This window comes from Scytonema sp. UIC 10036 (assembly GCF_009725235.1).
On the sequence record NZ_WJFC01000178.1, the window covers coordinates 1 to 21,659 of the forward strand.

General features: G+C 40.7%; 24 protein-coding genes and 2 pseudogenes. 19 read left to right on the forward strand and 7 right to left on the reverse strand.

All coding sequences use genetic code 11. The annotated features are described in order from the left end of the window. The first annotated feature begins 147 nt into the window (after positions 1–147). From F7734_RS47215 to F7734_RS47250, 8 genes and pseudogenes are all read left to right on the forward strand, one after another. The gene (locus tag F7734_RS47215) at positions 148–1,560 is read left to right on the forward strand and encodes an aldehyde dehydrogenase family protein (protein WP_155751236.1); all 1,413 of its coding nucleotides are present in this window, start codon (positions 148–150) and stop codon (positions 1,558–1,560) included. Between the two features lie 178 nt (positions 1,561–1,738). Further along, positions 1,739–2,185, forward strand: a complete 447-nt coding sequence (locus tag F7734_RS47220; RefSeq protein ID WP_155751238.1) for a DUF3598 family protein — start codon at positions 1,739–1,741, stop codon at positions 2,183–2,185. A 96-nt stretch (positions 2,186–2,281) separates the two neighbouring features. Continuing rightward, positions 2,282–2,599 (forward strand): hypothetical protein, encoded by a 318-nt coding sequence (locus F7734_RS47225; protein WP_155751240.1) that lies wholly within the window; start codon positions 2,282–2,284, stop codon positions 2,597–2,599. Further along, complete coding sequence (locus F7734_RS47230; protein ID WP_155751242.1) at positions 2,596–2,961, forward strand: aspartyl protease; 366 nt, start codon at positions 2,596–2,598, stop codon at positions 2,959–2,961. The genes F7734_RS47225 and F7734_RS47230 overlap by 4 nt, the downstream gene beginning before the upstream one ends. Before the next feature lie 298 nt (positions 2,962–3,259). Continuing rightward, positions 3,260–4,651: a histidine--tRNA ligase gene (hisS, locus tag F7734_RS47235; protein WP_155751244.1), complete on the forward strand. Its 1,392-nt coding sequence runs from the start codon at positions 3,260–3,262 to the stop codon at positions 4,649–4,651. Positions 4,652–4,847: 196 nt separating this feature from the next. Further along, positions 4,848–5,666 carry an alpha/beta hydrolase gene (locus tag F7734_RS47240; protein WP_155751246.1) on the forward strand — a complete coding sequence of 273 codons (819 nt, stop codon included), beginning with the start codon at positions 4,848–4,850 and terminating at the stop codon, positions 5,664–5,666. 154 nt (positions 5,667–5,820) lie between these two features. After that, positions 5,821–6,027, forward strand: a pseudogene (locus F7734_RS47245) (hypothetical protein); the annotation flags it as partial. Then, positions 5,991–6,218, forward strand: a pseudogene (locus F7734_RS47250) (histidine--tRNA ligase); the annotation flags it as partial. The pseudogenes F7734_RS47245 and F7734_RS47250, both read left to right, overlap by 37 nt. Positions 6,219–6,500: 282 nt before the next feature. Here the strand turns inward: F7734_RS47250 and F7734_RS62510 are convergent. Next, the gene (locus F7734_RS62510; RefSeq protein ID WP_207714377.1) at positions 6,501–6,833 is read right to left on the reverse strand and encodes a hypothetical protein; all 333 of its coding nucleotides are present in this window, start codon (positions 6,831–6,833) and stop codon (positions 6,501–6,503) included. Next, positions 6,826–7,020 (reverse strand): hypothetical protein, encoded by a 195-nt coding sequence (locus tag F7734_RS62515; protein ID WP_207714378.1) that lies wholly within the window; start codon positions 7,018–7,020, stop codon positions 6,826–6,828. The genes F7734_RS62510 and F7734_RS62515 overlap by 8 nt, the downstream gene beginning before the upstream one ends. A gap of 134 nt (positions 7,021–7,154) precedes the next feature. On the opposite strand from F7734_RS62515, the gene F7734_RS47260 reads away from it, so the two are divergent. From F7734_RS47260 to F7734_RS64530, 4 genes are all read left to right on the forward strand, one after another. Further along, positions 7,155–8,153, forward strand: a complete 999-nt coding sequence (locus F7734_RS47260; protein ID WP_155751248.1) for a DUF4437 domain-containing protein — start codon at positions 7,155–7,157, stop codon at positions 8,151–8,153. A 118-nt stretch (positions 8,154–8,271) separates the two neighbouring features. Beyond that, on the forward strand, positions 8,272–8,658 hold the full coding sequence (locus tag F7734_RS47265; protein WP_155751250.1) for a nuclear transport factor 2 family protein: 387 nt from the start codon (positions 8,272–8,274) through the stop codon (positions 8,656–8,658). A gap of 171 nt (positions 8,659–8,829) precedes the next feature. Beyond that, positions 8,830–9,066 (forward strand): hypothetical protein, encoded by a 237-nt coding sequence (locus F7734_RS64525; protein ID WP_243147460.1) that lies wholly within the window; start codon positions 8,830–8,832, stop codon positions 9,064–9,066. A 39-nt stretch (positions 9,067–9,105) separates the two neighbouring features. After that, on the forward strand, positions 9,106–9,294 hold the full coding sequence (locus tag F7734_RS64530; protein WP_243147461.1) for a hypothetical protein: 189 nt from the start codon (positions 9,106–9,108) through the stop codon (positions 9,292–9,294). Between the two features lie 127 nt (positions 9,295–9,421). Here the strand turns inward: F7734_RS64530 and F7734_RS47275 are convergent, their stop codons facing one another. Continuing rightward, positions 9,422–10,882, reverse strand: a complete 1,461-nt coding sequence (locus tag F7734_RS47275) for a deoxyribodipyrimidine photo-lyase (RefSeq protein WP_155751252.1) — start codon at positions 10,880–10,882, stop codon at positions 9,422–9,424. Positions 10,883–11,077: 195 nt separating this feature from the next. Here F7734_RS47275 and F7734_RS47280 point away from each other — a divergent pair, with 195 nt between their 5' ends. After that, positions 11,078–11,620 carry a cupin domain-containing protein gene (locus F7734_RS47280; protein ID WP_155751253.1) on the forward strand — a complete coding sequence of 181 codons (543 nt, stop codon included), beginning with the start codon at positions 11,078–11,080 and terminating at the stop codon, positions 11,618–11,620. A gap of 60 nt (positions 11,621–11,680) precedes the next feature. On the opposite strand, the gene F7734_RS47285 is transcribed toward F7734_RS47280, so the two are convergent. Next, complete coding sequence (locus F7734_RS47285) at positions 11,681–12,475, reverse strand: hypothetical protein (RefSeq protein ID WP_155751254.1); 795 nt, start codon at positions 12,473–12,475, stop codon at positions 11,681–11,683. Positions 12,476–12,677: 202 nt separating this feature from the next. Continuing rightward, positions 12,678–13,040, reverse strand: a complete 363-nt coding sequence (locus F7734_RS47290; protein ID WP_155751255.1) for a four-helix bundle copper-binding protein — start codon at positions 13,038–13,040, stop codon at positions 12,678–12,680. A 402-nt stretch (positions 13,041–13,442) separates the two neighbouring features. Between F7734_RS47290 and F7734_RS47295 the strand changes: the two genes are divergently transcribed. Beyond that, positions 13,443–13,580 carry a hypothetical protein gene (locus F7734_RS47295; protein WP_155751257.1) on the forward strand — a complete coding sequence of 46 codons (138 nt, stop codon included), beginning with the start codon at positions 13,443–13,445 and terminating at the stop codon, positions 13,578–13,580. A gap of 538 nt (positions 13,581–14,118) precedes the next feature. Here F7734_RS47295 and F7734_RS47300 read toward each other — a convergent pair. Together F7734_RS47300 and F7734_RS47305 are read right to left on the reverse strand one after the other, a co-directional pair. Then, positions 14,119–14,508: a hypothetical protein gene (locus tag F7734_RS47300; protein ID WP_155751258.1), complete on the reverse strand. Its 390-nt coding sequence runs from the start codon at positions 14,506–14,508 to the stop codon at positions 14,119–14,121. A 652-nt stretch (positions 14,509–15,160) separates the two neighbouring features. Continuing rightward, on the reverse strand, positions 15,161–16,342 hold the full coding sequence (locus F7734_RS47305; RefSeq protein WP_166482598.1) for an aminotransferase class I/II-fold pyridoxal phosphate-dependent enzyme: 1,182 nt from the start codon (positions 16,340–16,342) through the stop codon (positions 15,161–15,163). 451 nt (positions 16,343–16,793) lie between these two features. On the opposite strand from F7734_RS47305, the gene F7734_RS47310 reads away from it, so the two are divergent. The 5 genes from F7734_RS47310 (at position 16,794) to F7734_RS47330 (ending at position 21,211) form a co-directional block, all read left to right on the forward strand. After that, the gene (locus tag F7734_RS47310) at positions 16,794–17,582 is read left to right on the forward strand and encodes an FHA domain-containing protein (RefSeq protein ID WP_155751259.1); all 789 of its coding nucleotides are present in this window, start codon (positions 16,794–16,796) and stop codon (positions 17,580–17,582) included. 127 nt (positions 17,583–17,709) lie between these two features. Then, on the forward strand, positions 17,710–19,140 hold the full coding sequence (locus F7734_RS47315; protein ID WP_155751260.1) for a hypothetical protein: 1,431 nt from the start codon (positions 17,710–17,712) through the stop codon (positions 19,138–19,140). 352 nt (positions 19,141–19,492) lie between these two features. Beyond that, positions 19,493–20,314: a superoxide dismutase gene (locus tag F7734_RS47320; protein WP_155751261.1), complete on the forward strand. Its 822-nt coding sequence runs from the start codon at positions 19,493–19,495 to the stop codon at positions 20,312–20,314. Positions 20,315–20,540: 226 nt separating this feature from the next. Beyond that, a complete protein-coding gene (locus F7734_RS47325) occupies positions 20,541–20,804 on the forward strand; it encodes an AbrB/MazE/SpoVT family DNA-binding domain-containing protein (RefSeq protein WP_155751263.1) in 264 nt (87 codons plus the stop codon). Continuing rightward, positions 20,801–21,211 carry a type II toxin-antitoxin system VapC family toxin gene (locus tag F7734_RS47330; protein WP_155751265.1) on the forward strand — a complete coding sequence of 137 codons (411 nt, stop codon included), beginning with the start codon at positions 20,801–20,803 and terminating at the stop codon, positions 21,209–21,211. Before F7734_RS47325 ends, F7734_RS47330 begins: the two co-directional genes overlap by 4 nt. Positions 21,212–21,659 lie beyond the last annotated feature (448 nt).

A 21,659-nucleotide genomic window follows, 5' to 3' on the forward strand; every position in this document is an offset into this window, starting at 1 on the left:
ATAGCTAATTGCTAATAGTGAATAGCATATAGCCATTAGCCATTAGCCATTAGCCATTAGCCAATAGCCATTAGCCATTAGCCATTAGCCATTAGCCATTAGCCATTAGCCGTTAGCCATTAGCCATTAGCCATTAGCAAAATTATTATGTCAAAAGCAATAGATGTCCGCAATCCTCGGACTGGAAAATTTGATTATGTGATTATACCACCACCTGCAAAGCTTCTCGCACAGCAATGCAGTCGCTTGAGGCGATCGCAAAAAAGTTGGCAACAGCTTAGTATAGAAGGTAGAGTCGAAGCCCTTCAGCAGTGGAAGCAAGTCATATTATCTGGGCGGGAGAAACTGACTGAGGCTTTGGTGAATGATACGGGAAGGTTATCAATATCAGTCATGGAAATTGACTCATTCCTTTCTAGTATCGATCGCTGGTGTAAATTAGCTCCAGAACTGCTCCAAGAATCGCCAAAAAATACAGCTATTCCTTTTATTGAACTGCAACAAACAGCAGTTCCGTATCCTTTAGTAGGTGTCATTAGTCCATGGAATTTTCCCCTATTGCTTTCAACAATTGATACTATTCCCGCCTTGTTAGCCGGTTGTGCTGTCATCGTTAAACCTAGTGAGATAGCACCTCGGTTTGTTGCACCTCTATTAGCTGCACTGAATAACGTTCCCAAGTTACGAGATGTATTAACTTTTGTAGAGGGAGCAGCAGAAACTGGAGCTGCTCTGATAGAAAATGTAGACTTGATTTGTTTTACGGGAGGTGTAGAAACGGGACGAAAAGTTGCCGAAGCAGCAGCTAAACACTTTATACCTGCTTTTTTGGAACTGGGAGGGAAAGACCCAGCGATCGTTTTAGAATCTGCCGATTTGGATTTGGCAACATCAGCTATTTTATGGGGTTCGGTGGTAAATACGGGACAGTCCTGTCAATCCATTGAGCGAATTTACGTTGCTGAATCTATAATGGAACCATTCGTTAAACAACTTGTAGACAAAGCGCAACGTCTTGAGTTAGCCTATCCCACACCAGATAGCGGAGAAATCGGTCCTATAATTGCAGAAAGACAGGCGGCGATCGTCAGCGACCATCTGTTAGATGCAGCAGAACTCGGTGCTGTTGTGCATTGTGGTGGTGAAATTGAGACCCATGGTGGAGGTTGGTGGTGTCGTCCTACAGTTCTCACTCAAGTTAACCATGCGATGAAAGTTATGACCGAAGAAACATTTGGTCCCATTATGCCTGTAATGTCTTTTTCCACAGTTGAAGAAGCAATAACTTTGGCAAATGATTCTGTGTATGGATTGAGTGCAGCAGTTTTTGCAGGAGCGGATACAGAAGCGTTAGAAGTTGCCCGTCAAATCGATGCAGGTGGTATTAGTATTAATGATGCGGCTCTCACTGCTTTGGTGCATGAGGGAGAAAAAAATTCTTTTAAGTTTTCTGGTTTAGGTGGATCGCGTATGGGAAAAACAGCACTGACACGGTTTATACGAAAAAAAGCTTTTTTGGTAAAAACTAACTCTGCACCTGACCCTTGGTGGTTTAAATAGGGGGTAGGGGTAGGGAGTAGGGGGTAGGGGCGCAAGGCCGCCGCGCCCGTACAGTAGTAGAACAATCCCAAATCTAAAATCCCAAATCCCAAATCTAAAATCCCAAATCCACAATCCAAAATCTAAAATCCAAAATCTAAAATCTAAAATCCAAAATCCAAATCAAAGGAGTTTTGTTATGTCATTGATTCGAGAAGAAATGCCTGTTCTAGTACGTCATGAAGGAGATTGGGTAGGTACGTATACAGTGGTTGATGTAGAAGGAAAAATTATTGATAAGCATGAGTCTCATTTGACTTGTCAGTTTCCAGAAGATGATGCTTACTCCTACTATCAAATTAATCGTTATAAGTGGTCTAATGGTAAACAAGAAGAGCATCAGTTTCCAGCAAGTTATCGAGACAAAGCAATATGGTTTGATACAGAACGTATTGAAGGGAAAGCCTGGGAAATCGACAATGCAACAATTATTTTGTGGTTTTCTTATAAAACTGCACCGGATATGTATTTGTATGAAATGATTAATCTCAGCCCCTGCAATAACTACCGTTCCCGCACTTGGCACTGGTTTAAAAATCATCAACTCTTCCAACGGACTTTGATTCAAGAAGAACGGTTGCGGTGAAATTAGCAAAACTTGCTCTTATAAAGTGGGCAAAGAGTAATATGATATGTAAGAATTATACAAGAGTTCTTTTAAGTTAGAAGTTGAGGAGAAATTATGACTGACACTAAACCTTTGCGGACAGCACGTCGGGGAAGAATATTCCCAGAAATTCAATGGACAGAAGAACAAATAGCGCAATGGAGAGCTAAACAGGAGGCATTCTATCAACGCTGTAAAGTGATTTTTGATAGAGTTCAACCAGAATTAATCAAAACTCACTACAACTGGTACATGGCGGTTGAACCTGAGAGTGGAGATTATTTTATTGATAAAGATGAAATAGTTGCGATGAATATGTCTCGGCAAAAGCATCCAAACAATCTTTTTTTCCTGTTTAGGATTAATGAAACAGGAATATCGGGGACAATATGATTGAGGGCAGATTTGGTGATGGGGATGAGTTATTCTTTGAAATTCAGTTAGTTGCTAACGAGCAATTAGATCTGCCTGTTGATGCAATGCTGGATACAGGTTTTTCTGGTTGGTTGGCAATTGATAAACAAGATTTGGATGGTTTTGATTGGATTTTGATTGGTGAGCGCGATATGCTCTTGGCAAAAGGAGAAACTAAATTTGACATCTACGCTGGAAAAGTGAAAATAGAAGAGCAAGAATTTGATGTTCTAGTTCATGTTGGTACAGGATTAACAGAAGTTTTACTTGGTCGTCAGTGGTTAAAAGATAGACGCTTAGTAGTTGATATACCGTCAGGAATTTTAACACTTGGACAATGAAAGTGGATCGTGCAATGCCTGCAAAAACATATCATATCCGTTTAATTACATCATGTCGGTAGCATAACCATGCGGAAAAGTTTCTTAATTTCTTAGCGCCTTAGCGCCTTTGCGTGAGTTTTATTCAGAGCATATAAGCCGACATGATATGACTTATTGAATAATTAGCTCATAGTTTTGGCGATCGCGCTAAAGCGCAACTACGAACTTAATTTATTTTAATTTGATTTGACTGGCAATTGGTAATATATTTGATGATTGTATAACATAGATTCTTAAGTCTCTATCAAAAATTTGTATGTCAAAATCTGAAAAAATTAACTTTTCAACTCCCAGTGGTTTTCCAGAATTTCTTCCTGGTGAGAAACGTTTGGAAGTATATTTACTCGATATTATCCGGAAAGTTTATGAAAGTTATGGATTTACACCTATAGAAACTCCGGCTGTAGAACGTTTGGAAGTTTTACAAGCAAAGGGTAATCAAGGTGACAATATAATCTACGGTATCAGCCCCATCTTACCGCCAAACAGACAAGCAGAAAAGGATAAAGCAGGAGAAACAGGTTCAGAAGCACGAGCTCTAAAATTCGACCAAACGGTTCCTTTAGCAGCATATATTGCTCGTCACCTGAACGATTTAACTTTTCCTTTTGCTCGCTATCAAATGGATATTGTGTTTCGGGGAGAAAGGGCAAAAGATGGACGTTTCCGTCAGTTTAGGCAATGTGATATTGATGTTGTAGGGCGTCGCGAACTGAGCTGGTTTTACGATTCTCAAATGCCTGCTATTATTGCTGAGATATTTGAAGCGATTAATATTGGTGATTTCCTCATTCGTATTAATAATCGTAAAGTTCTTACGGGTTTCTTTAAGTCGCTCGGTGTAGAAGCAGAGAAAATCAAAGCTTGTATCGGTATTATTGATAATTTAGAAAAAATTGGTGAGGCAAAAGTTAAACAGGAGTTGGAAAAAGAAGGAATTTTATTAGAGCAAACTCAAAAGATTATTGATTTCATTAATATTAAAGGTTCAGTTGAGGAAGTTTTAGACAAACTTAAATATTTAGCTCAATCGGCATCAGACGCTGAGATATTTAACTTGGGAGTTACGGAGTTAGAAACAGTAATTTCTGGTGTTCGCAATCTGGGAGTTGCGGAAAATCGTTTCTGCATCGATTTATCTATTGCTCGCGGTCTTGATTATTATACAGGGACTGTTTACGAAACAAGTTTAGTTGGGCATGAAGCGCTAGGAAGTATTTGTTCCGGTGGTAGGTACGAAGAATTAGTGGGTGTCTTTTTAGGGGAAAAAATGCCCGGAGTAGGCATTTCTATTGGTTTAACTCGCTTAATTAGTCGTTTGTTAAAAGCTGGTATTCTGAACCCGCTTGCAGCCACTCCAACTCAGGTGATAGTGGTAAACGTGCAAGAGGATTTGATGCCTGTTTATCTGAATGTTTCCCAAAAGTTGCGTAAGGCAGGAATTAATGTTGTCACAAATTTTGAGCAACGACCTTTGGGCAAACAATTCCAACAAGCTGAAAAACAAGGAATTCAATTTTGTGTCATTATTGGCTCTGAGGAAGCTACAGCACAAAAGGCGGCTCTTAAGGATTTGAAAACACGAGAGCAAATAGAAGTACCATTGGAAAATTTAGCTGAAGCAATTAAACAGAGACTCGCTCCTTAAGTAAGCATTAAGCCCTTTAGCAAATATAGCGGAGCGGGCTTTTTGTGCAATATAATGAGCGACTATTAGCAGTATAGGTATCTTGCCCATATTATAAGCGGGCAAAATACCCGCAATACAAGAGGCGTACTTTGTAAAACTGAAAACTGTTATATGCTTAAAGGTTATCGGTTCTAAGTTTATCGGGGGACATTATATGAACACACCAACAAAGCGAGCTTTTTTAGATACAGAAGATGGTCAGATTCTCTATTGTATCAGTGGGGAAGGAGCTGCTTTGGTGTTACTGCATCAAAATTTCAGAAGTATTGACGAATTTCGCGAGCTAATACCAATTTTTGCTCGAGAAAGACGTGTCATTGCTATGGATTTGTTAGGGTTAGGAGGTTCTGACAAACCTCCACGAATGTATTCAGTTGAAGAATATGCTAAAACTGTTATCTGGCTTCTAGATGAATTAGGTATAAAAACAGCGAGTATTTTGGGAAACCACACGGGTGCTTACATAGCAGGAGAAGTGGCAGCTACATATCCAGAGCGCGTTGAAAAACTGATAATATGTAACGTAGATGATTTTAACGAAGAAGAAAAAGCAGCTATATCTAAGGAATTTACTCAAGGACTATTGACAATCAAAGAAGATGGTGAACATCTGATAGAAAGATGGTTAGCTCGAGCAAGCTACATAGGTTCAGCTGAGTTAAATCACCGTTGGGTTTTGGATGATATGAAATGCTTTGGTTATCCTTGGTATGCTCCTTTAGCTGTAATAAACTACAGCTCATCTATGAAGGAAAGATTTCGTTTAATTAAATGCCCAACCTTAATTTTGTCAGGAATTGAGGACGTAAAACAATTGGAAAAGCTAGGTTTTTCAAAAGCAGACAATCGGCGTTTTATTTTAGAAGTCATTCCTCATGGAAAAATGGTTGAAATTGAAGGCGGAACTATATGTATGATGAATCAGATACCTGAAGAAATATCAAAGCAAGTTTTGGAATTTTTATCTGAATAACGCATTCTTCCTTCCCCGGATTTCAATTGAACGGCAACCCCAAACAATACATCTAAAACATTACCCATCACGCATAGATTGTGAAGCCATGGATGAAAAGAACACATATTTGATTCTCCACATGACGAATCTGATGACTTTTTGTATGCAACCGAAGAATATCGAACAAGTGACACAACCTCGAATTTATCAAAAGTTGTTTTGGAAAGCAGCGTCGGTAAGAGGGTTTCTCATGCCTCTTTATCAAGAGTACATGGTTGAAGCACGCGAGCGACTGTTCAGCTTGTTTTACGAGCGCAAACTCAAAGTTGCCGTAGATCCAAGAAAATCAAAGCTTATATCGGTATTATTGATAATTTAGAAAAAATTGGTGAGGCAAAAGTTAAACAGGAGTTGGAAAAAGAAGGAATTTTAGTAGAGCAAACTCAAAAAATTATTGATTTTATTAACATTAAAGGAACGGTTGACGAAATCTTAGATAAACTTAAATACTTAGCTCAATCGGCATCAGACGCTGAGATATTTAACTTAGGAGTTACGGAGTTAGAAACAAAATTCACCGTTTTCAAAATTCTCTCAAGAGTCTTCCATACCCGTACACTCGATCCTGAATATCGTTATGTCGTAACGCATACCACCAGGTTGCCGCATTGATCGCAATAATCGGCTTTCCGAACCATCGCTCCGCTTCATCAGCGAGCCGGAGTATGCTCAAATTGGTACCCAGCTGCACGAGACAGTCTACGTCATCACCATCAAGTTCCTGAAGATGATTGCGAAGAGCATCCTCGGAGATCTGGGTGATCGAGATTGCAGTGGGGCACCGGAGTCCCTTCAGACGGACAACCTCGACCCCAATATCACTGAAGAAGCGGCTACCGTCTCGTTGACCACGGGCTGATAAGGGGTGATGACCCCAATCTTGTTTACTTTGAACGCTTCGAGAGCTGCCTGACATGCCGAGGCAGCCGAAGCCACTTTGAGGTCAGTATAGTCTTCGAGTCGTCTGACAAACGCCCTATTCCCCTCGATCCCTTCCCAAAAAGTCTCGGCACTCATTGCCACGATCAAGTAGTCGATACCCGCCGTCATCACCCGATCGATTGCGAAGAGAATTTCGTCGTCGATTTGCTTGAGAAAATTCACCATCTTTTCGTTACTACTCAAGTCCCGATCCCGAATATGAATCCGGGACATATGAGACGTAACGCCCCGTGCTGCCATCGCGTGAAAATCGGGTTCGACGATTGTGTTCGTGCTTGGCGCAAGCACCCCGAATTTCTTTCGCCATCCTAACGTGTCCGTCATTGTAAAAGTCAATGTATCCTGCTACTGAATAACAAATAATTTTCATGATTTCACATTTTTGAAATTTTTAGCTAATTTATGAGCTTTTATATCATTGTTTTAAAACCAATTCGCCAATAGTATCCTAGAAGGAGATGGGCTTTCTGCTCTCATACTGTAAATACTAAATTAAAAACAGAAATGGTTAAAGCACACGAAGACAATAAAAGCTTAGATTCACTCCATAATGATGTGAATCTTTTACACACAGACACAGGTATTCAAATGAACAAGAATATCTCTGTAGGGCGCAAACATGTAGAAAGTGAAGAGTCACTTAACTCAGTTCTCAACTTTCCACAAGTGCCGTTTGAGGTCAAAAACTTTGTTACTGGTAAACACGCTACTGCTCAAGTTTTATCCGTCAACGAAGGTACAGGTGAATCTACACAGCGAGTAGTCCTGAAAAAGGGTTGGAACGCACCTGTTGGTCACTTTACTACCGATGTGGAAATTTTTGTGTTAACGGGTGTACTTTGCCAGGGTGGGTTTTTACTACGCAATCTCAGTTACTCTTTCATCCCGGCTGGCATACCTACTGGTCCTTGGAAAACAGAACAAGACACTATTCTTTTGTGGATGCCAGATGCTACCCCCACTTACATAACAGAAGATTACGCAAATCTTCAGCAAACCCCGGAAAATTCTGTATATCATGCGAATATGCAGACTCATGAACGGATGACTGAGTATGTTCCATTGCAAGAATTCCACGCAATGAAATGGGAAAGCACAACCTTTTTACCTCCTGGTTCAGCGCGTAAAAGCCTGTATACCAATAAAAAAACTGGACGCGCTACCTGGATTCTCGGTCTAGTACCTATGTGGACTGAAGGCAACTTTTATGCTGGTCATCCTACTACTGAGGAAGCATATGTCATTTGTGGAGATGTGCTTGGACATTGGTCTATGAACGACGATCCTTTTAATAGACGCTACACAGCAATGTGCAAAGACGGCTATTACTGGCGACCTGCACATATTCCACACGGGCCGTTCTGGACAGAAAATGGAGCACTACTTTTATTTCGTACTAATGACCGCCTAGACTGTTATTGGATACTGCATAACCCAGATATTACTCAGCAAGATCAGTCACGTCTCCAGGCTGCACTTGATAAGGGACTTCCAAAGAATTAATTTCTATGCATTGAATAAACAATAATAATCATTATGAGGGGAAGAAAGCGGCAGCCGCTTTCTTCCCCAAATATGCACATGAAAAGTCTACACTCATAATCAAGTCATAAACATCATTATGATAGAAAATACTTTAAAAGTTGCTCATCAAGCATTTGAACATTTCAAGCACGGTTTGGCAACAGGCGATTGGAACCAGTTTTTAGATATGGTTACCGATGATTTTAGTTTCTGGTTTCCAATAGGAAAATATCACGGCTTGCATGAAGGAAAAGAAAAAGCAAGAGAATTTTTTCAATATGTTTCTGAAGCTTTCAAAAGTGGGCTGGCTGTAACCTTAGATCGCGTAACTAGCAATGAAACAACGGTGGTTTTTGAATTTCGAGATGAAGGGCAATTATTTGGAGAACCTTACAAAAACCGGGTAGCTGTTTCTTTTGATGTGCGAGGGGATAAAATTTGCAGCTATCGGGAGTACTTTGGCAGCGATGGCAAATCATATTGATAATTAGAGCAGTAGGATACATTCTCATGTCGTCTGACAATACACCAAAAAGTAATACAGCCCAGAATAAACAATTTGCTGATGCTGTACGTGAGATTGAAAGGCGTATAGGGCGTAAACCAAGGCTTTAATATTTTTCTTATTCTCATTGAAAAACAAGAAGTTTCTAAAATGGTTATAGCGAAGACAGATATTCAGGAAATTCAAGCAAAAATCAGTTCAATACTGGGGAAAAAAGCTTGGGGAGTATCCTTGGGTGTAGGGAGTTTCATAACACTAGAGTTTGGTAATCCTATCGAGCCTGATGAAGAGAACCAACGAACTCATGGAGAATGGCACTTATGGATTTACTGCTGCGAATGGCTTTTAGAAAAAGGTCTGGAGGTACTTGCAGGTTCGGAAGATTAAAGAACTAAGATAGAAAATGCTATTCAAGTATTGGAAGGGTTGGTATTACAATCCATCGATATTTTACCACCTGCTTGGGATACCATTTTCAAATTTGAAAATGACGTTATTCTACGCTTGTTTTCAGTATATTCAGAAGATTATGAACACTGGATGTTATATACACCAGATGGAAATGTTCTGACAGTTGGTCCAGGTGCTAGTTGGTCTTACGAAAGCAGTAGATAATTTTGTGAGTCAGTCTTAGTTTTTTGCCAACTTGTGTACGGGCGAGGACGCCCGTACCACAAAACCATCTACTAATCACCAACTACCAACAACTAACAACTAACAACTAACCACCAACCACTAACCACTAACCACTAACCATTCCCTCTTTTTGCCTTTGATACCTTTCTTTAAAGAGTCGTTGTTGTTTGTTGTGATCCACAATGGGGTCGGGATAGCCCACAGCACGACGTTCTATAGGAGTGATTTTACCTGTCACCAAATATTCTGTGTCTATAGACCGCAATTCGGGAACCCATGTCCTTATATATTCGCCCTCGGCGTCAAACTTTTGTGTTTGGCTAGCTGGGTTGAATATTCTTATGGGTTTTGGATCCATACCGCTAGAAGCACTCCACTGCCAACCACCATTATTTGCGGATAAATCACCGTCGATTAATCTCTGCATAAAGTATTTTTCTCCCTGTCTGGGATCGATGAGCAAATCTTTAGTCAGGAAATTGGCGACGATCATTCGACATCGGTTGTGCATCCAACCCAGTTCGTTCATTTGACGCATCGCTGCATCAACAATTGGGTAACCAGTCCTTCCCTCGCACCAAGCTTGAAAGTGTTCTTCGTTATTATCATAGGGAAAGTTTTTAAAAGATTGGCGGAAAGCCCCATCTGCTAGTTCTGGGAAGTTATACATTGCGTGTTGATAAAATTCCCGCCACGCTAACTCCTGTTGCCATGTACGAATGCTAGTTTCTGTTTCTTCGCTGCGACTATTTTCTAACGCATCTACAGTTGCTTGCCAAACAGTGCGAATGCTAATGACACCAAATTTCAAAGCTGCACTCAGTCGGGATGTACCGTCAATGGCTGGAAAATTACGCTGCTCTTTATATTCTTCAATAGCACGGGTACAAAATTCTTCCAACCGTTCTTGCGCTGCTGCTTCTCCGGGTTCAATGATTAATTCTCCATCCCAGTGTTTGCCTAAATCTTTTGCTGTGGGTAGTTCTATTGCTCCAGCTTGTTTTGCTATTTCCTGTTCGGCTTGTGTTAATCCTGTCATGTTGTGTTCGGACGCGCCACCTCTTGTCTCTAGGGGGGATGATTTTGGTTTGCTACTCAAATTTTTCCAAAAGGGTGTGTAGACAGTGTAGGGTTGGTTTGAACCAGTGCGTATACTCTCTGGAGGATGTAATAGCTGATCCCAGTTTTTTTCAAGAAACTCAATACCGTTTTCCTTTAAAGAGTCTATTATGACGCGATCGCGTTCTTGAGAATAGGGTTCTACATCCCAATTCCAGAATACAGCCTTTCCCCCCAAAGCTGCTGCCAATTTTGGAATGGCTTGGGTAGGTTCGCCATGAAGAATGAGCAATTGGCTACCCATTTGAGTATACCGTTCTTGGAGCGATCGCAAACAACCAATCATGTAAGTCACTCTGACTGCAGCAACATCATCCCTTTCAAGAATATTGGGGTCGAGACAGAAAACACCCACAACCTTTGGGCTTTTTTGTCTTGCTGCAGCAAGTCCCGTGTTATCAGAAATGCGTAAATCGCGGCGGTGCCAAAACAGAATTAAATCAGTCATTCCATCCTAATGGCTAGTTCGACCGTACTAGCTTAACAGTTATTGGTTAGTGGTTAGTTGTTAGTGGTTAGTTGTTAGTGGTTAGTTGTTAGTTGTTAGTGGTCACTGATTGAAACTGCACTTAGTCTATCGGGTATGGGTGGATTTTTTGCTTGTATTTAATTATAATTTTTATAGTAATTTAACAAATATATAATGGCTATCTTACTCTTAGAAGACGGTACAGTCCAAAGCAGTTTAGTTGAAATCTCTCGCGAACTCTCTCCGCTTGGAATCTATCTCAGACACTACGATCCAGGCACTTCTATATTTTTGCCAGACCTAATTTCACAAGAAATTCTCACAAATAAAGAGAAAGATTATATTTTAGAAATTCATGACAGTCTTTTTGAATTTCTTAAAAAAGAAGGAAATTATCTTTGGAGTGACCTGCTAACCTTGCACCCTGGGCTATCCCAACTTCAGATGCTGATAAACACATATAACCGTTACCATGTACATACTGCTCCTGAAGCTCTCTACATATTAGCAGGGGAAATGATTTTCGGATTTGTGCGTCCTGATGGCACTCAGGTACAACTTTTAGTTCAATCGCAAGATTACATTCAGATTCCTGCCCGTGTGGAGCATTGGTCAAGTCCCGCGGCATCACTACATTGCAAAGCAGTACGCTATTTCACAACCGCAGACGGTTGGGTACCACAGTACACCGGAACTTCAGTAATCAGTGACCAGTAATCAGAAACAACTAACAACTAACAACTAGCAACTAACAACTAACAGCTAACCACTAACCAATTATTCAACATCTTCGCATCGGACTAGTAACTGTTCCATAGCTTCTGCCAAAGATATCAACTCTGTCCAAGAAGAACCGCTAACTAAATCTTGAGCATGAGCTAATCGGTTTCGCAAGTGTTCGGCGGATTTTAAAAAACGCTCTCCAGAACGCTTCGATTTCAGCCCAAGTTGTTTGAGCAGTTCTGGTTGCTGCAAAACTAATTCTCGCTTGTCACAAAATTGAATGTAATCCAGTAAATCTGTGGCTTCGTTTCTTTCCTGACTCTCTTGCCACAGCCGTCGGGCAATTTCCAACCTTTCTGATTTTAGCACTTGTTGCCAGGAATCTTGGGAATAGTAACGTCGTACTAAACGAAGCAGATTCATCTCCAACAGGGTTAACAAACCAAACAGGAGCATTCTGACTGGTGCTTTTTGCAAGTCTCCACAGGTGACAATTCCACTGACTCTGTTGCAATCTAGCACAAACAGTCTGGAAGTTTGTTGCAGGATAGGTAATAACTTCATCAGAGGTGTAGAGATAGCAATCAATTCTTTTGGATGAAAAACTTGCTGGTAATCGCTGCACTTACCTTGTTTACCTTTAAGACTGTTCCGTTCTATATAACCACTAACAGCACCTTCTGACTCTACTCCAACGACATCAAAATCTTGCATGACCATCCAATGCCATACTTCTGCTACGTCTGCATCTGCTGGAACTGCTTTGAGGGGTTCAGCTACATATTCAATGGTAATGTTGTTTTCAAACAGGTTTCTTAAATCTTGAGAACGGGATTTTAAATGTTTCATTTTGATGGTTAGTGGTTAGTGGTTAGTGGTTAGTGGTTTGAAGGTGTACAGTCTGGAGTTTTAACCACTAACTACTATCTACTAACAAATAACAATTTTAAGATAAAATTGCGATCGCTAACAAAACGTCAAGCGCCCAGGTCAAAATAACCCAGGCGCTTGAATATTAGGTTGCAGATAACCTTCTGCTAGGTCGAAAGAATTAAGCGTGCATCATTCCCATCATCTTGCAGCTTTCAGCACACTTGTGGCAGGCAGCTGCACATTCCATCATCTTGGAATCGTCGCTCATTTGTTCGCACATCATTGCACACTTCTCGCACATTTCAGCACAAAGCATACAAGTACGATGCATGAACTCAGAACCACTCATCATCATGTTCATTGCCATCATGCACATTTCAGAACAATCACGCATCATGCTCATCGTGCCCATGTCCATGTTCTTGCCACTTTTTGTCATGCAGTGAGTCATGGTTTCCATACACATTTTGTGGCAGTCCATGCAAGCCTGCATGCAAGTTTGCATTTCAGCAGTCATGTTTTCATTCATCATCATCATCATAGGTAAATTCCTCCTTCAGTGGACTTATTTCGTACATTAATGGGATTTTTTTCAAAAGTCAATCAGGGAATTATGACAGAATTTTAAACATGACCTTCTCGATAAATTTATGGGTGATTTATAGGAAATTCCACACAATTAAGTGTGCTTTTTTTTATTAAAATATGACCAATGCTTACTACTTAGAGAAAAGAATCTCCCCTGAAAACAAGGAGATTAATAGAACAAGTCATTATATTGGAATGTACGGTAAGTTTGAGTTGAATATTTTGTAATATTTTCTTGACAATAAAGCTATTTTTGTAAACAATAAGGGCTTCTCGATCGCACAAATCTTAAATAAATTTAAACTAAGGTGGTGATAGACTGCGGGAGTTGGGGGAAACTCCGTTAATATTGAAAATGCTGTGCGATGTATTTTTTCAAAAACAGGAAATTCCCAAAAGTCGGGGAGAATTATTTCGTCAGTTTGACAGTACAGTTAACAAGCTGAAAGAAGAAAAAGAAACTGTTCCTGTTGCGTCCGGGTTGCGATGTTGAAAAGGAGAATTATTGCAGCATCTTGCATTTGTGATGATGCAACCCGAAAATTATCAAGCTAACCCTACAGATTTTCGACTGTCAATTTCCCGTAGCAAAGCCGAAACTCTCACCGATGGGACATTCAAGGGAAGTTTGCACTGAAAGTATTACACCATCACTCCCCCTCCATCCTTTACCACGTATTACACGGGGTGGGTTTTAGCCGATCCATAATTCCTTTGAAACCTTACCCAGTCCAGTATTAATTCCTCTCTCCCTTCAATCAGGAGCGAACGTACAGCCAGAAGGGCGACACCTCTGACTTGGAATGGTTGCCTCAAACTGTAGTTAAGAGAGTTGAGGAGTTGCTAGGTCAACAGGTAGCTGCTTAGCTTGCTAAACTTTGTACGCTAGCGGTAGCATACTCTAGGACACTACGTCCCTATATCCTAAGAGAGGGTAGGAACTTTTGGCTTGAGTACCCATAGCTTTAGAAGGACTGCCCTAACTTGCAATCAGCAATAGAGGCATACAATAGAGGATCAGTCACAAGCAATCAAGCCAGGGTTTGTGGACAGTAGCCCAATCCCCTAATGAAATTTTGCCGAAAGGCTTCTATCTCCTCTTTTTCTGGCTTACCATGAGAAACTACAGCTACCTGGTAGCGACGCATGACATCTACTGGGGACTGTCCGCCAGCCAAACCCCAAAGTGCCAATTGTATCCGCTTTGATGGTGAGTAGCTAATTCCTAATTCACTTAAGACTGCCCTCAAGTCACCATCTTCTTTAGGTGAGACTTGATACTTTAGTCTGATTCGCACCACCCAACCGTCTTGAAGATGAATCACGGTAACGAAGCTGACTCTGAGTTGAGGCTTACTATGCAGGTACTCAATCAACCGCAGTGTTAGGCTGGCATTGGCAAGATAGTAGAGGTATTCCATATGGGTGCTAATGAATTGGAGTTAATTCACTCTGAAGATAGGAAAACAATGTGAGGAAATTGTGAGCTTACGGCAAAGCTTAGTTAGTGAAGGTACTTTGACAACGTACCTTAATGTGTCTAGTGAGGAAACCAAAGCCAAAAGGGTAAAAGCCTTTCTGGAACTGAGGTGGAGCTAAGATACAAGCTCTAGTGCTTTAGCCTAAAGTGTTTGACACTACCGTTGCACCGATAGAGTTTACCTTGTCCTGTCCGAATCTACCTAGTTAAAAAGAAAGTCGTTTTCATAATGTTGTACGTTCTTGCTCTCCGCAAAGTGAAAATGATTTTAGTCGGAAATTTCAGTCACCATGAAAAACTTTTTGGTTTCGGTAACTAAATATAATAATCATTATTTATAGAAATGAAAATTTTCTCATTAACGTAAATACTGGATAGATATGCTTCGGTTCCACCTCATCCAATAACTCTCGCGCTCTGGTTATCACTTGGTATTTGATGTATGCCAAATAGACGCGTGAGCATTGTTGTGCCCTTTATTGTGTGCCATTGCACGCTGGTATGCCAGAAATGAAGGATTTTGTAGAACGAAGTGACACCCAATAATTCGATTAAATGTTGGGTTTCGTTCCTCAACCCAACCTACAGTTTTCTTAATGTTTACTGCTTCGCAATTTCAGTAAGCGATTTCCTGCCTCGGCTAGAGTTTCTGGTTTTTTACTAAAACAAAATCGAATGTATTTTTGCCCAGCCTCTGGTGTGGAAAAAAAGCTATAACCTGGAACCACTACCACTCCAATTTCTTTAATTAAGAACGTAGCAAATTCCATAGCGGTTTTGTTAGTCAAGGAAGTTATATCTGAAAAAATGTAGTACGCTCCTTTAGGAATAAAGTAAGGCATTCCTACTTTGTCTAAAATCTGAATTATGGTGTTTCTCTTTTCCTGGTAAAGGTTTGCTAGTTCTTGATAATAATTAATTGGAAGCTTCATTGCTGCTACCCCAGCCCGTTGCAGGGGTGCGGGGGAACCTACAGTCAGAAAGTCATGAACTTTGCGAATGGCTCCAGTTAATTCTGGATTTGCTATGATATATCCAACGCGCCAACCCGTTACACTGTAGGTTTTGGATAAACCATTAATGGTGACTGTGCGATCTTCCATTCCCGGTAAGGTTGCCATTGCAATGTGCTGGGTTCCATCGTAAAGAATATGCTCGTAAATTTCGTCAGTAAATGCTAGCACGTCCCACTTCTGGCAAAGTTCGGCAATTAAAGTTAGCTCTTCACGGCTAAATACTTTTCCGGTTGGATTGTGGGGTGTGTTAATCACGATCGCTTTTGTGCGATCGCTAAATGCTTGTTGCAGTTCGGCTTCATCAAATGTCCAGTCAGGTAGATGGAGAGACACGTAACGGGGGGTAGCACTTGCTATGATTGCATCGGGACCGTAATTTTCGTAGTAAGGTTCAAAGATAATGACTTCATCACCTGGATTTACAGTAGCAAGCATTGTAGCTGCCATTGCTTCTGTAGAACCACAAGTTACTGTAATTTGTCGTTCGGGGTCAATATCTAAACCTAGATACCAACGAACTTTTTCTGCCAAGGCATGACGGAAAGCGCGATCCCCCCAAGTGATGGCATACTGGTTAATATCTGCTGTAATTGCTTCACACGCAGCTTGTTTCAACTCTTCCGGACAGGGAAAATCAGGAAAGCCCTGTGCTAAATTTACAGCATTGTGTTGCAACGCTATTCTAGTCATTTCACGAATGACCGATTCTGTAAATTGACTTGCTTTGATGGAAATTTTTGGCTTTTGCACCTGAGTCACCTTATCACTTCATTAATGATAAATCTCAAATTTAATATACGGTTAATTGATTTAGATATCGTATTCTTTATGTGAGATTGTCCCCACCTCGTTCCCAGCCTGAGGCTGGGAATGCCTAAAGGGAGGCTCCGCCTCCTGTACTGTTTGTACTGCTACGCTCGGCGGAGCCTCGCAGCCTGCATTCCCAGGTTCTACCTGGGAACGAGAGAAGCCGTTAGCTTTTATACAAACTTTGTATACATCAAGTTTTCATAAAACCCACGCTGTAGGAATCTACCGATTTATCTCAATACTGCTTAGTGCAAGCTTTTTAACAAGATGCTTGACGCATGCGTATTTTCTACAATAAATTACCTAAACATGATAATTTATAGGCAGTACAGGGACTACAATTGAGACACAAGAATCGGAATTTTTAAATGAATTAATACATGAAGCCGTGGAACGAGTTATGCACAACACAACAAAAGCACAGACTACAGGACTGAGTTTAGAGCTTTTTCACGTTCAAACGAACACTTCGTTTGACTTACCACTCAATTTTACTGTACTTCGTATTGGCAAGCCAAAAGACCAAATAGTACCAGATATCAACGTTGTTAACTTACCCAATGCTGACTTTGTTTCTCGTCTTCATGCGGAACTTCATGTAGAAAAAGGCACATACTATCTTGTGGATCTGGGCAGTGCTAATGGCACATTTGTCAACAACATTAGGCTAAAGTCAGGAAAGCGCCACAAGCTCAATTTTGGCGACAAAATCGATTTGGGGTCTGGGGGTAACGTAACATTTTTGTTTTTAAATAAACAGAGTACGGTTGCCCAATCAGAGAAAACTGCATTGAACCACTTACCTACAGTGATTCAGGTTGAGTTGTTGGTAAACACCAAACCATCTGTTGGGGAGCGTTCTAACAAATTTATAGGCATAGTAGTGATGCTTTTAGGCGTATTGGTTTTAGCAGCGAATATGCCGATTGGAATTCAAATGCGTCTTCCTGGTGTTATACTATGCTCTATAGCCGTGGTAGCTTTATCTTTGCCTCGTATCAACCAGAATGTAGGATGGCTTTTGATGGGCTTGGGAATCTCAATTATGTTGTTTACGGAAAAAGCCTTTGCACCAACACCCATGCTATTTATCCTTGCAGGTTCCATTTTGATAATAGCCGGGTATCGCTTGTATACGAGTGAAAAATTGTTGAATTTCGGTTTCCCAGGGAAGGGGCGCAAAAAATAAACTACTGAAAGATAAAGTTAGAAGGATGAAGTGTAAAGTAAATACGTAAACAAATTTGAGGATTGCTATTCATTTTCTTTGTAAGAAAGGTAAATTGTTGATCCTTTATCCTTTATCCTTTTAAATTATGTCTTTAATTTTGACTAACACCCAACAGTGGTGCCTTGACTACGAAGCTGCTTCTGCTAAAGATAAACATTTGTTGATGGTAGAGGCGCTAAACAACCCAATTCCATCAAAAGCGATCGAGGAATGCGATTTGGGAATGTTGCTCGTAGAACTGGTGGATGAGATGGTTAGTAATAATCTCATTTCAGATGCTCTAGCACTTATGGAAAAAGTGCAGCGTCAACAGCCAGAACTTTATGCTCGAGAATTTCAATATCTGGATAGCCTGCGGGTAAAGTATTACCTTTTTTCCAATCAACCAGAACTCTTAAGTGACTGTCTTGCTCAATTTAAGAACGATCCTATTAGCAGCATCGACCAAATGATGTCTTCCGTTGTTGAGTATTTGCGATTTTATGGTGCAACACGGGAAATTGTCGATTTATGCAAAAGTACTTATCAGCCTATCAAAAATTCACAAGAAGTGCTTCCTGGCACAGAGGATGAACTAGCTAGTGTTATCCTCATCGATCTTATGGAAAAAGTTTATTGGCAGTTGCAACAAAGTGAATCAGTTGATTGGGATGCATTTGGTGATGTAGCCAAGCAGTATGTGACAGAAGAACCTCAACTTTGGATTGCGGAAGTTCGTCGCAACTTAACTAAAGAAATAGAAGTCAATCAACAGTTTTTTAATGATTTTAAAAAAGAGCAGAAACGAGATGATAATCTACGTGCTTTGTCATTGGCATTTTCTAGGTATATGGCGGTTCAAAAACAAGTCAGTTTTATCACAAGTCAAAGAATTTGGGGATCTGTTTTTGAATTTTTAAGTACGCGAGAGTTACCCCACAACGAATTGAGCTATCCCGATCGATTCTTTACTTTTTCTGAAGAAACACTAGACAAACATATTGCCCAGTTAGTTGGGGGTTTATTATCTGATGGTCAGGTCGAAGCAGCAGCAGTACTTTGGGGAATTCCCTATGTCTATGACTTTTTATTGAATAAGCAAGTCATTGGACAAGCAGTACATCAGCAGGGAATTGCTGTGACAAATGTACTTAAACCAAAAATGATTGAGTCTTTTGATAAGTACTTGTGGCAGTTAGATTTCGTCCATCGCTGGCTACCTCCCGATAGTGTAGCTGAGGCTGATTTCACTGCTGAAGCTGCCTTGTTTTCCAGCAGTATTGAAAAAGTGACCCCTCTTGCAACTGAACCAGGTAAAGGTAATCTTGAGTCGTTTTACAATCAATTTAAAGATTTTGATTTGAATATACCTCATGAGCAAGAATCACCATTTTTGCCAAATCCAAGACTATTCGAGCCACCTGAGATAAAACCAGAAAAGCCACCGAAGAAGCGTAAGTCTCCCCTCATGCAAGCAGCCGATCTGTTTGATAGAAATAATTCTTCCAAGGGCAAGCAGAAAAAGAAGAAGCGGTAATATAGCGTTTCCCAAATCAGTGAGGTACGTTGGTAGGGGCGCAAGGCAATGCGCCCTTACAATTGGGTGTACTGACTTTTACAAATGATAAAAGTATGTGTAGTCGCTTGAAAAACAGTGGCTATCATATATTCTTATAGTCTTACTTTATATCATGTTCGGCTAATAACTTATAAATTAATTGGTTTGTAGTTGCGCTGTCTTCGCATACAATCTAAACTACAAAAGTAGTATAAGTGTTTATCCGAGCATGATATCGCTTAAGCGATCGCATAACAATCAAAAATAATATACTGAGTGTTGTGCTAATCATAGCCTGCAATGTATTAGTATATAAATTTGGAGTCTAAATATGGTGAGGTTTTTGTGGAAACAAATAAGTTACCTGGTGATAGGAATATCGCTGTTTGCACTACTTGCTTCTTGTCAACCAACAGCACCAACAGCTGAGTCACCGTCTCCTACAGAGACATCGACAGCAGCATCTACAGCCACACAAGCTCAAACCACACAAACTCCACCTGCAGGCTATGTCGATCGCGAGCTAGAGACCCCCGCAAAGTTAGCGCCATTACCCTATCCTTATGAAGCCCTAGAGAAAGTTATTGATGCAGAAACTATGAAACTGCATCATGACAAGCATCATGCAGCATATGTCAACAATCTGAATGATGCTTTAAAGAAGCATCCAGAACTGCAAAACAGAAGTGTAGAATCTCTACTGCGTGACTTAAACAATGTACCTGAGGATATTCGTAACGCAGTACGCAACAATGGGGGCGGACATCTCAACCATACTATTTTTTGGCAACTTATGAGTCCTCAAGGTGGTGGGGAAGCAACAGGCGCAATAGCAACAGAAATTAATCAAACTTTTGGTAGTTTTGATGCCTTTAAAAAACAATTTAACGAAGCAGGAGCAAAGCAATTTGGTAGTGGTTGGGTTTGGTTAGTACGCAATCCCCAAGGTCAACTGCAAATTGTATCAACACCCAATCAAGACAACCCGATTGCTGATGGCTCTTACCCGATTATGGGTAATGACGTGTGGGAACATGCATATTACCTCAAATACCGCAACCGTCGTGCTGAGTATTTAGAGAAATGGTGGAATGTGGTGAACTGGTCGGAAGTCAACAAAAGAGCACAAGTAACATCACAGAAACAGGCTTAGGATCGGTGAGAACGATGTAGGTTGGGTTTTGTTCCTCAACCCAACTACGTTATAAGGAAAGATCCGGATTCGTAGAAGGTTCCGTTTCGTTGTTAGGTGTTGGAGTAGGACTCACATTATTAGGCTTCTCCCAACAACACCCACTATCGTAAATTAAAGGCAAGGACTTAACGCCAAGCCTGCGTAGGCACGTTACGATCAAAAAATCAGCTAATTGGTGACAGTAATGCCTGCTACATCAAAACCTCAACAACAAACTATTGAACTTGGAGAGCAGGGGAATCTCGTTCTTCCTGAATCGATTCGTCATCACCTCAACTTGCAACCGGGCGAGAAACTCATTCTCACCCTGGAACCAGATGGCAGTTTACGCTTGACCAGTTTGCGGATTCAAATCCAAAACCTGCAAGGAATCTACAAAGACATCGCTCCAGGAATCAGTCTTGCTGACGAACTAATTCAAGAGCGCCGAGGTGAATCTCAATCATGAGCATACAAGCCACAAGCGTTCTAGACGCTTCCGCACTCCTTGCTTATCTTCAAGGAGAACCCGGAGCCAAGATCGTGGCAACAGCCCTCATCCAAAATTCAGTAATAAGCAGTATCAATTGGGCAGAAACTCTCACTAAATTGGCTGAACGAGGACAAGACCCTGACGTTGTTGCGACTCAACTGACTAATCAAGGCTTGCTCAACAATGCTCTCCAAATTTATACAACTGACGAATCGTTAGCTCGGTCGATCGCAAAACTGCGAGTTCCCACCCAACCTTTGGGGCTATCACTTGGAGATCGCGCCTGCCTTGCCCTTGCCCTCAGTTTGAATTTGCCTGCTCTGACTTGCGATCGTGTTTGGGCAAATCTAAATATTGGCGTACATATAACTTTGATTCGGTGAATAACAAACGCTCCTTACTCAACTTAATACCATAAAATGAGCGTGCGATCGCACTAGCTATGGTGTAGTTTGGGGGGTGCTTAAGTCCTTTTAAGTAAGCCGTTATTTGTCAGTCAAATTTATGACCATCACAGAAAGCTCCCAGAGGCAATCAATTGGGCATAGGGATAGCATAAATCATAAAATGGCCAAACGCTCTGTGGGAGACAAAAATGCCTGAATCGTTTGCATCGCCACCGATTATAAGCCCTGTAAGGCTTAATTAAATCTTGCTCTTTAAAAATGAGCGAACGTACAGTAAAAGAACTTGTGCCACTAAAAAGTAGATACAATAGAGCATGACTTGACAAATCAAGTTTTTTTGAAATAATAGATATGTCTTCGTAAAAGGGAACAAGAATAAATTTATCTGTATATTATTTAACTTTTTCTTAACTATCAATTTTTT

Coding starts and splice junctions, on each gene's coding strand:
- F7734_RS47215 (WP_155751236.1), top strand. CDS start 148: ATGTCAAAAGCAATAGATGTCCGCAATCCTCGGACTGGAAAATTTGAT.
- F7734_RS47220 (WP_155751238.1), top strand. CDS start 1,739: ATGTCATTGATTCGAGAAGAAATGCCTGTTCTAGTACGTCATGAAGGA.
- F7734_RS47225 (WP_155751240.1), top strand. CDS start 2,282: ATGACTGACACTAAACCTTTGCGGACAGCACGTCGGGGAAGAATATTC.
- F7734_RS47230 (WP_155751242.1), top strand. CDS start 2,596: ATGATTGAGGGCAGATTTGGTGATGGGGATGAGTTATTCTTTGAAATT.
- hisS (WP_155751244.1), top strand. CDS start 3,260: ATGTCAAAATCTGAAAAAATTAACTTTTCAACTCCCAGTGGTTTTCCA.
- F7734_RS47240 (WP_155751246.1), top strand. CDS start 4,848: ATGAACACACCAACAAAGCGAGCTTTTTTAGATACAGAAGATGGTCAG.
- F7734_RS62515 (WP_207714378.1), bottom strand. CDS start 7,020: ATGAAAATTATTTGTTATTCAGTAGCAGGATACATTGACTTTTACAAT.
- F7734_RS47260 (WP_155751248.1), top strand. CDS start 7,155: ATGGTTAAAGCACACGAAGACAATAAAAGCTTAGATTCACTCCATAAT.
- F7734_RS47265 (WP_155751250.1), top strand. CDS start 8,272: ATGATAGAAAATACTTTAAAAGTTGCTCATCAAGCATTTGAACATTTC.
- F7734_RS64525 (WP_243147460.1), top strand. CDS start 8,830: ATGGTTATAGCGAAGACAGATATTCAGGAAATTCAAGCAAAAATCAGT.
- F7734_RS47275 (WP_155751252.1), bottom strand. CDS start 10,882: ATGACTGATTTAATTCTGTTTTGGCACCGCCGCGATTTACGCATTTCT.
- F7734_RS47280 (WP_155751253.1), top strand. CDS start 11,078: ATGGCTATCTTACTCTTAGAAGACGGTACAGTCCAAAGCAGTTTAGTT.
- F7734_RS47285 (WP_155751254.1), bottom strand. CDS start 12,475: ATGAAACATTTAAAATCCCGTTCTCAAGATTTAAGAAACCTGTTTGAA.
- F7734_RS47290 (WP_155751255.1), bottom strand. CDS start 13,040: ATGATGATGATGATGAATGAAAACATGACTGCTGAAATGCAAACTTGC.
- F7734_RS47295 (WP_155751257.1), top strand. CDS start 13,443: ATGCTGTGCGATGTATTTTTTCAAAAACAGGAAATTCCCAAAAGTCGG.
- F7734_RS47300 (WP_155751258.1), bottom strand. CDS start 14,508: ATGGAATACCTCTACTATCTTGCCAATGCCAGCCTAACACTGCGGTTG.
- F7734_RS47310 (WP_155751259.1), top strand. CDS start 16,794: ATGCACAACACAACAAAAGCACAGACTACAGGACTGAGTTTAGAGCTT.
- F7734_RS47315 (WP_155751260.1), top strand. CDS start 17,710: ATGTCTTTAATTTTGACTAACACCCAACAGTGGTGCCTTGACTACGAA.
- F7734_RS47320 (WP_155751261.1), top strand. CDS start 19,493: ATGGTGAGGTTTTTGTGGAAACAAATAAGTTACCTGGTGATAGGAATA.
- F7734_RS47325 (WP_155751263.1), top strand. CDS start 20,541: ATGCCTGCTACATCAAAACCTCAACAACAAACTATTGAACTTGGAGAG.
- F7734_RS47330 (WP_155751265.1), top strand. CDS start 20,801: ATGAGCATACAAGCCACAAGCGTTCTAGACGCTTCCGCACTCCTTGCT.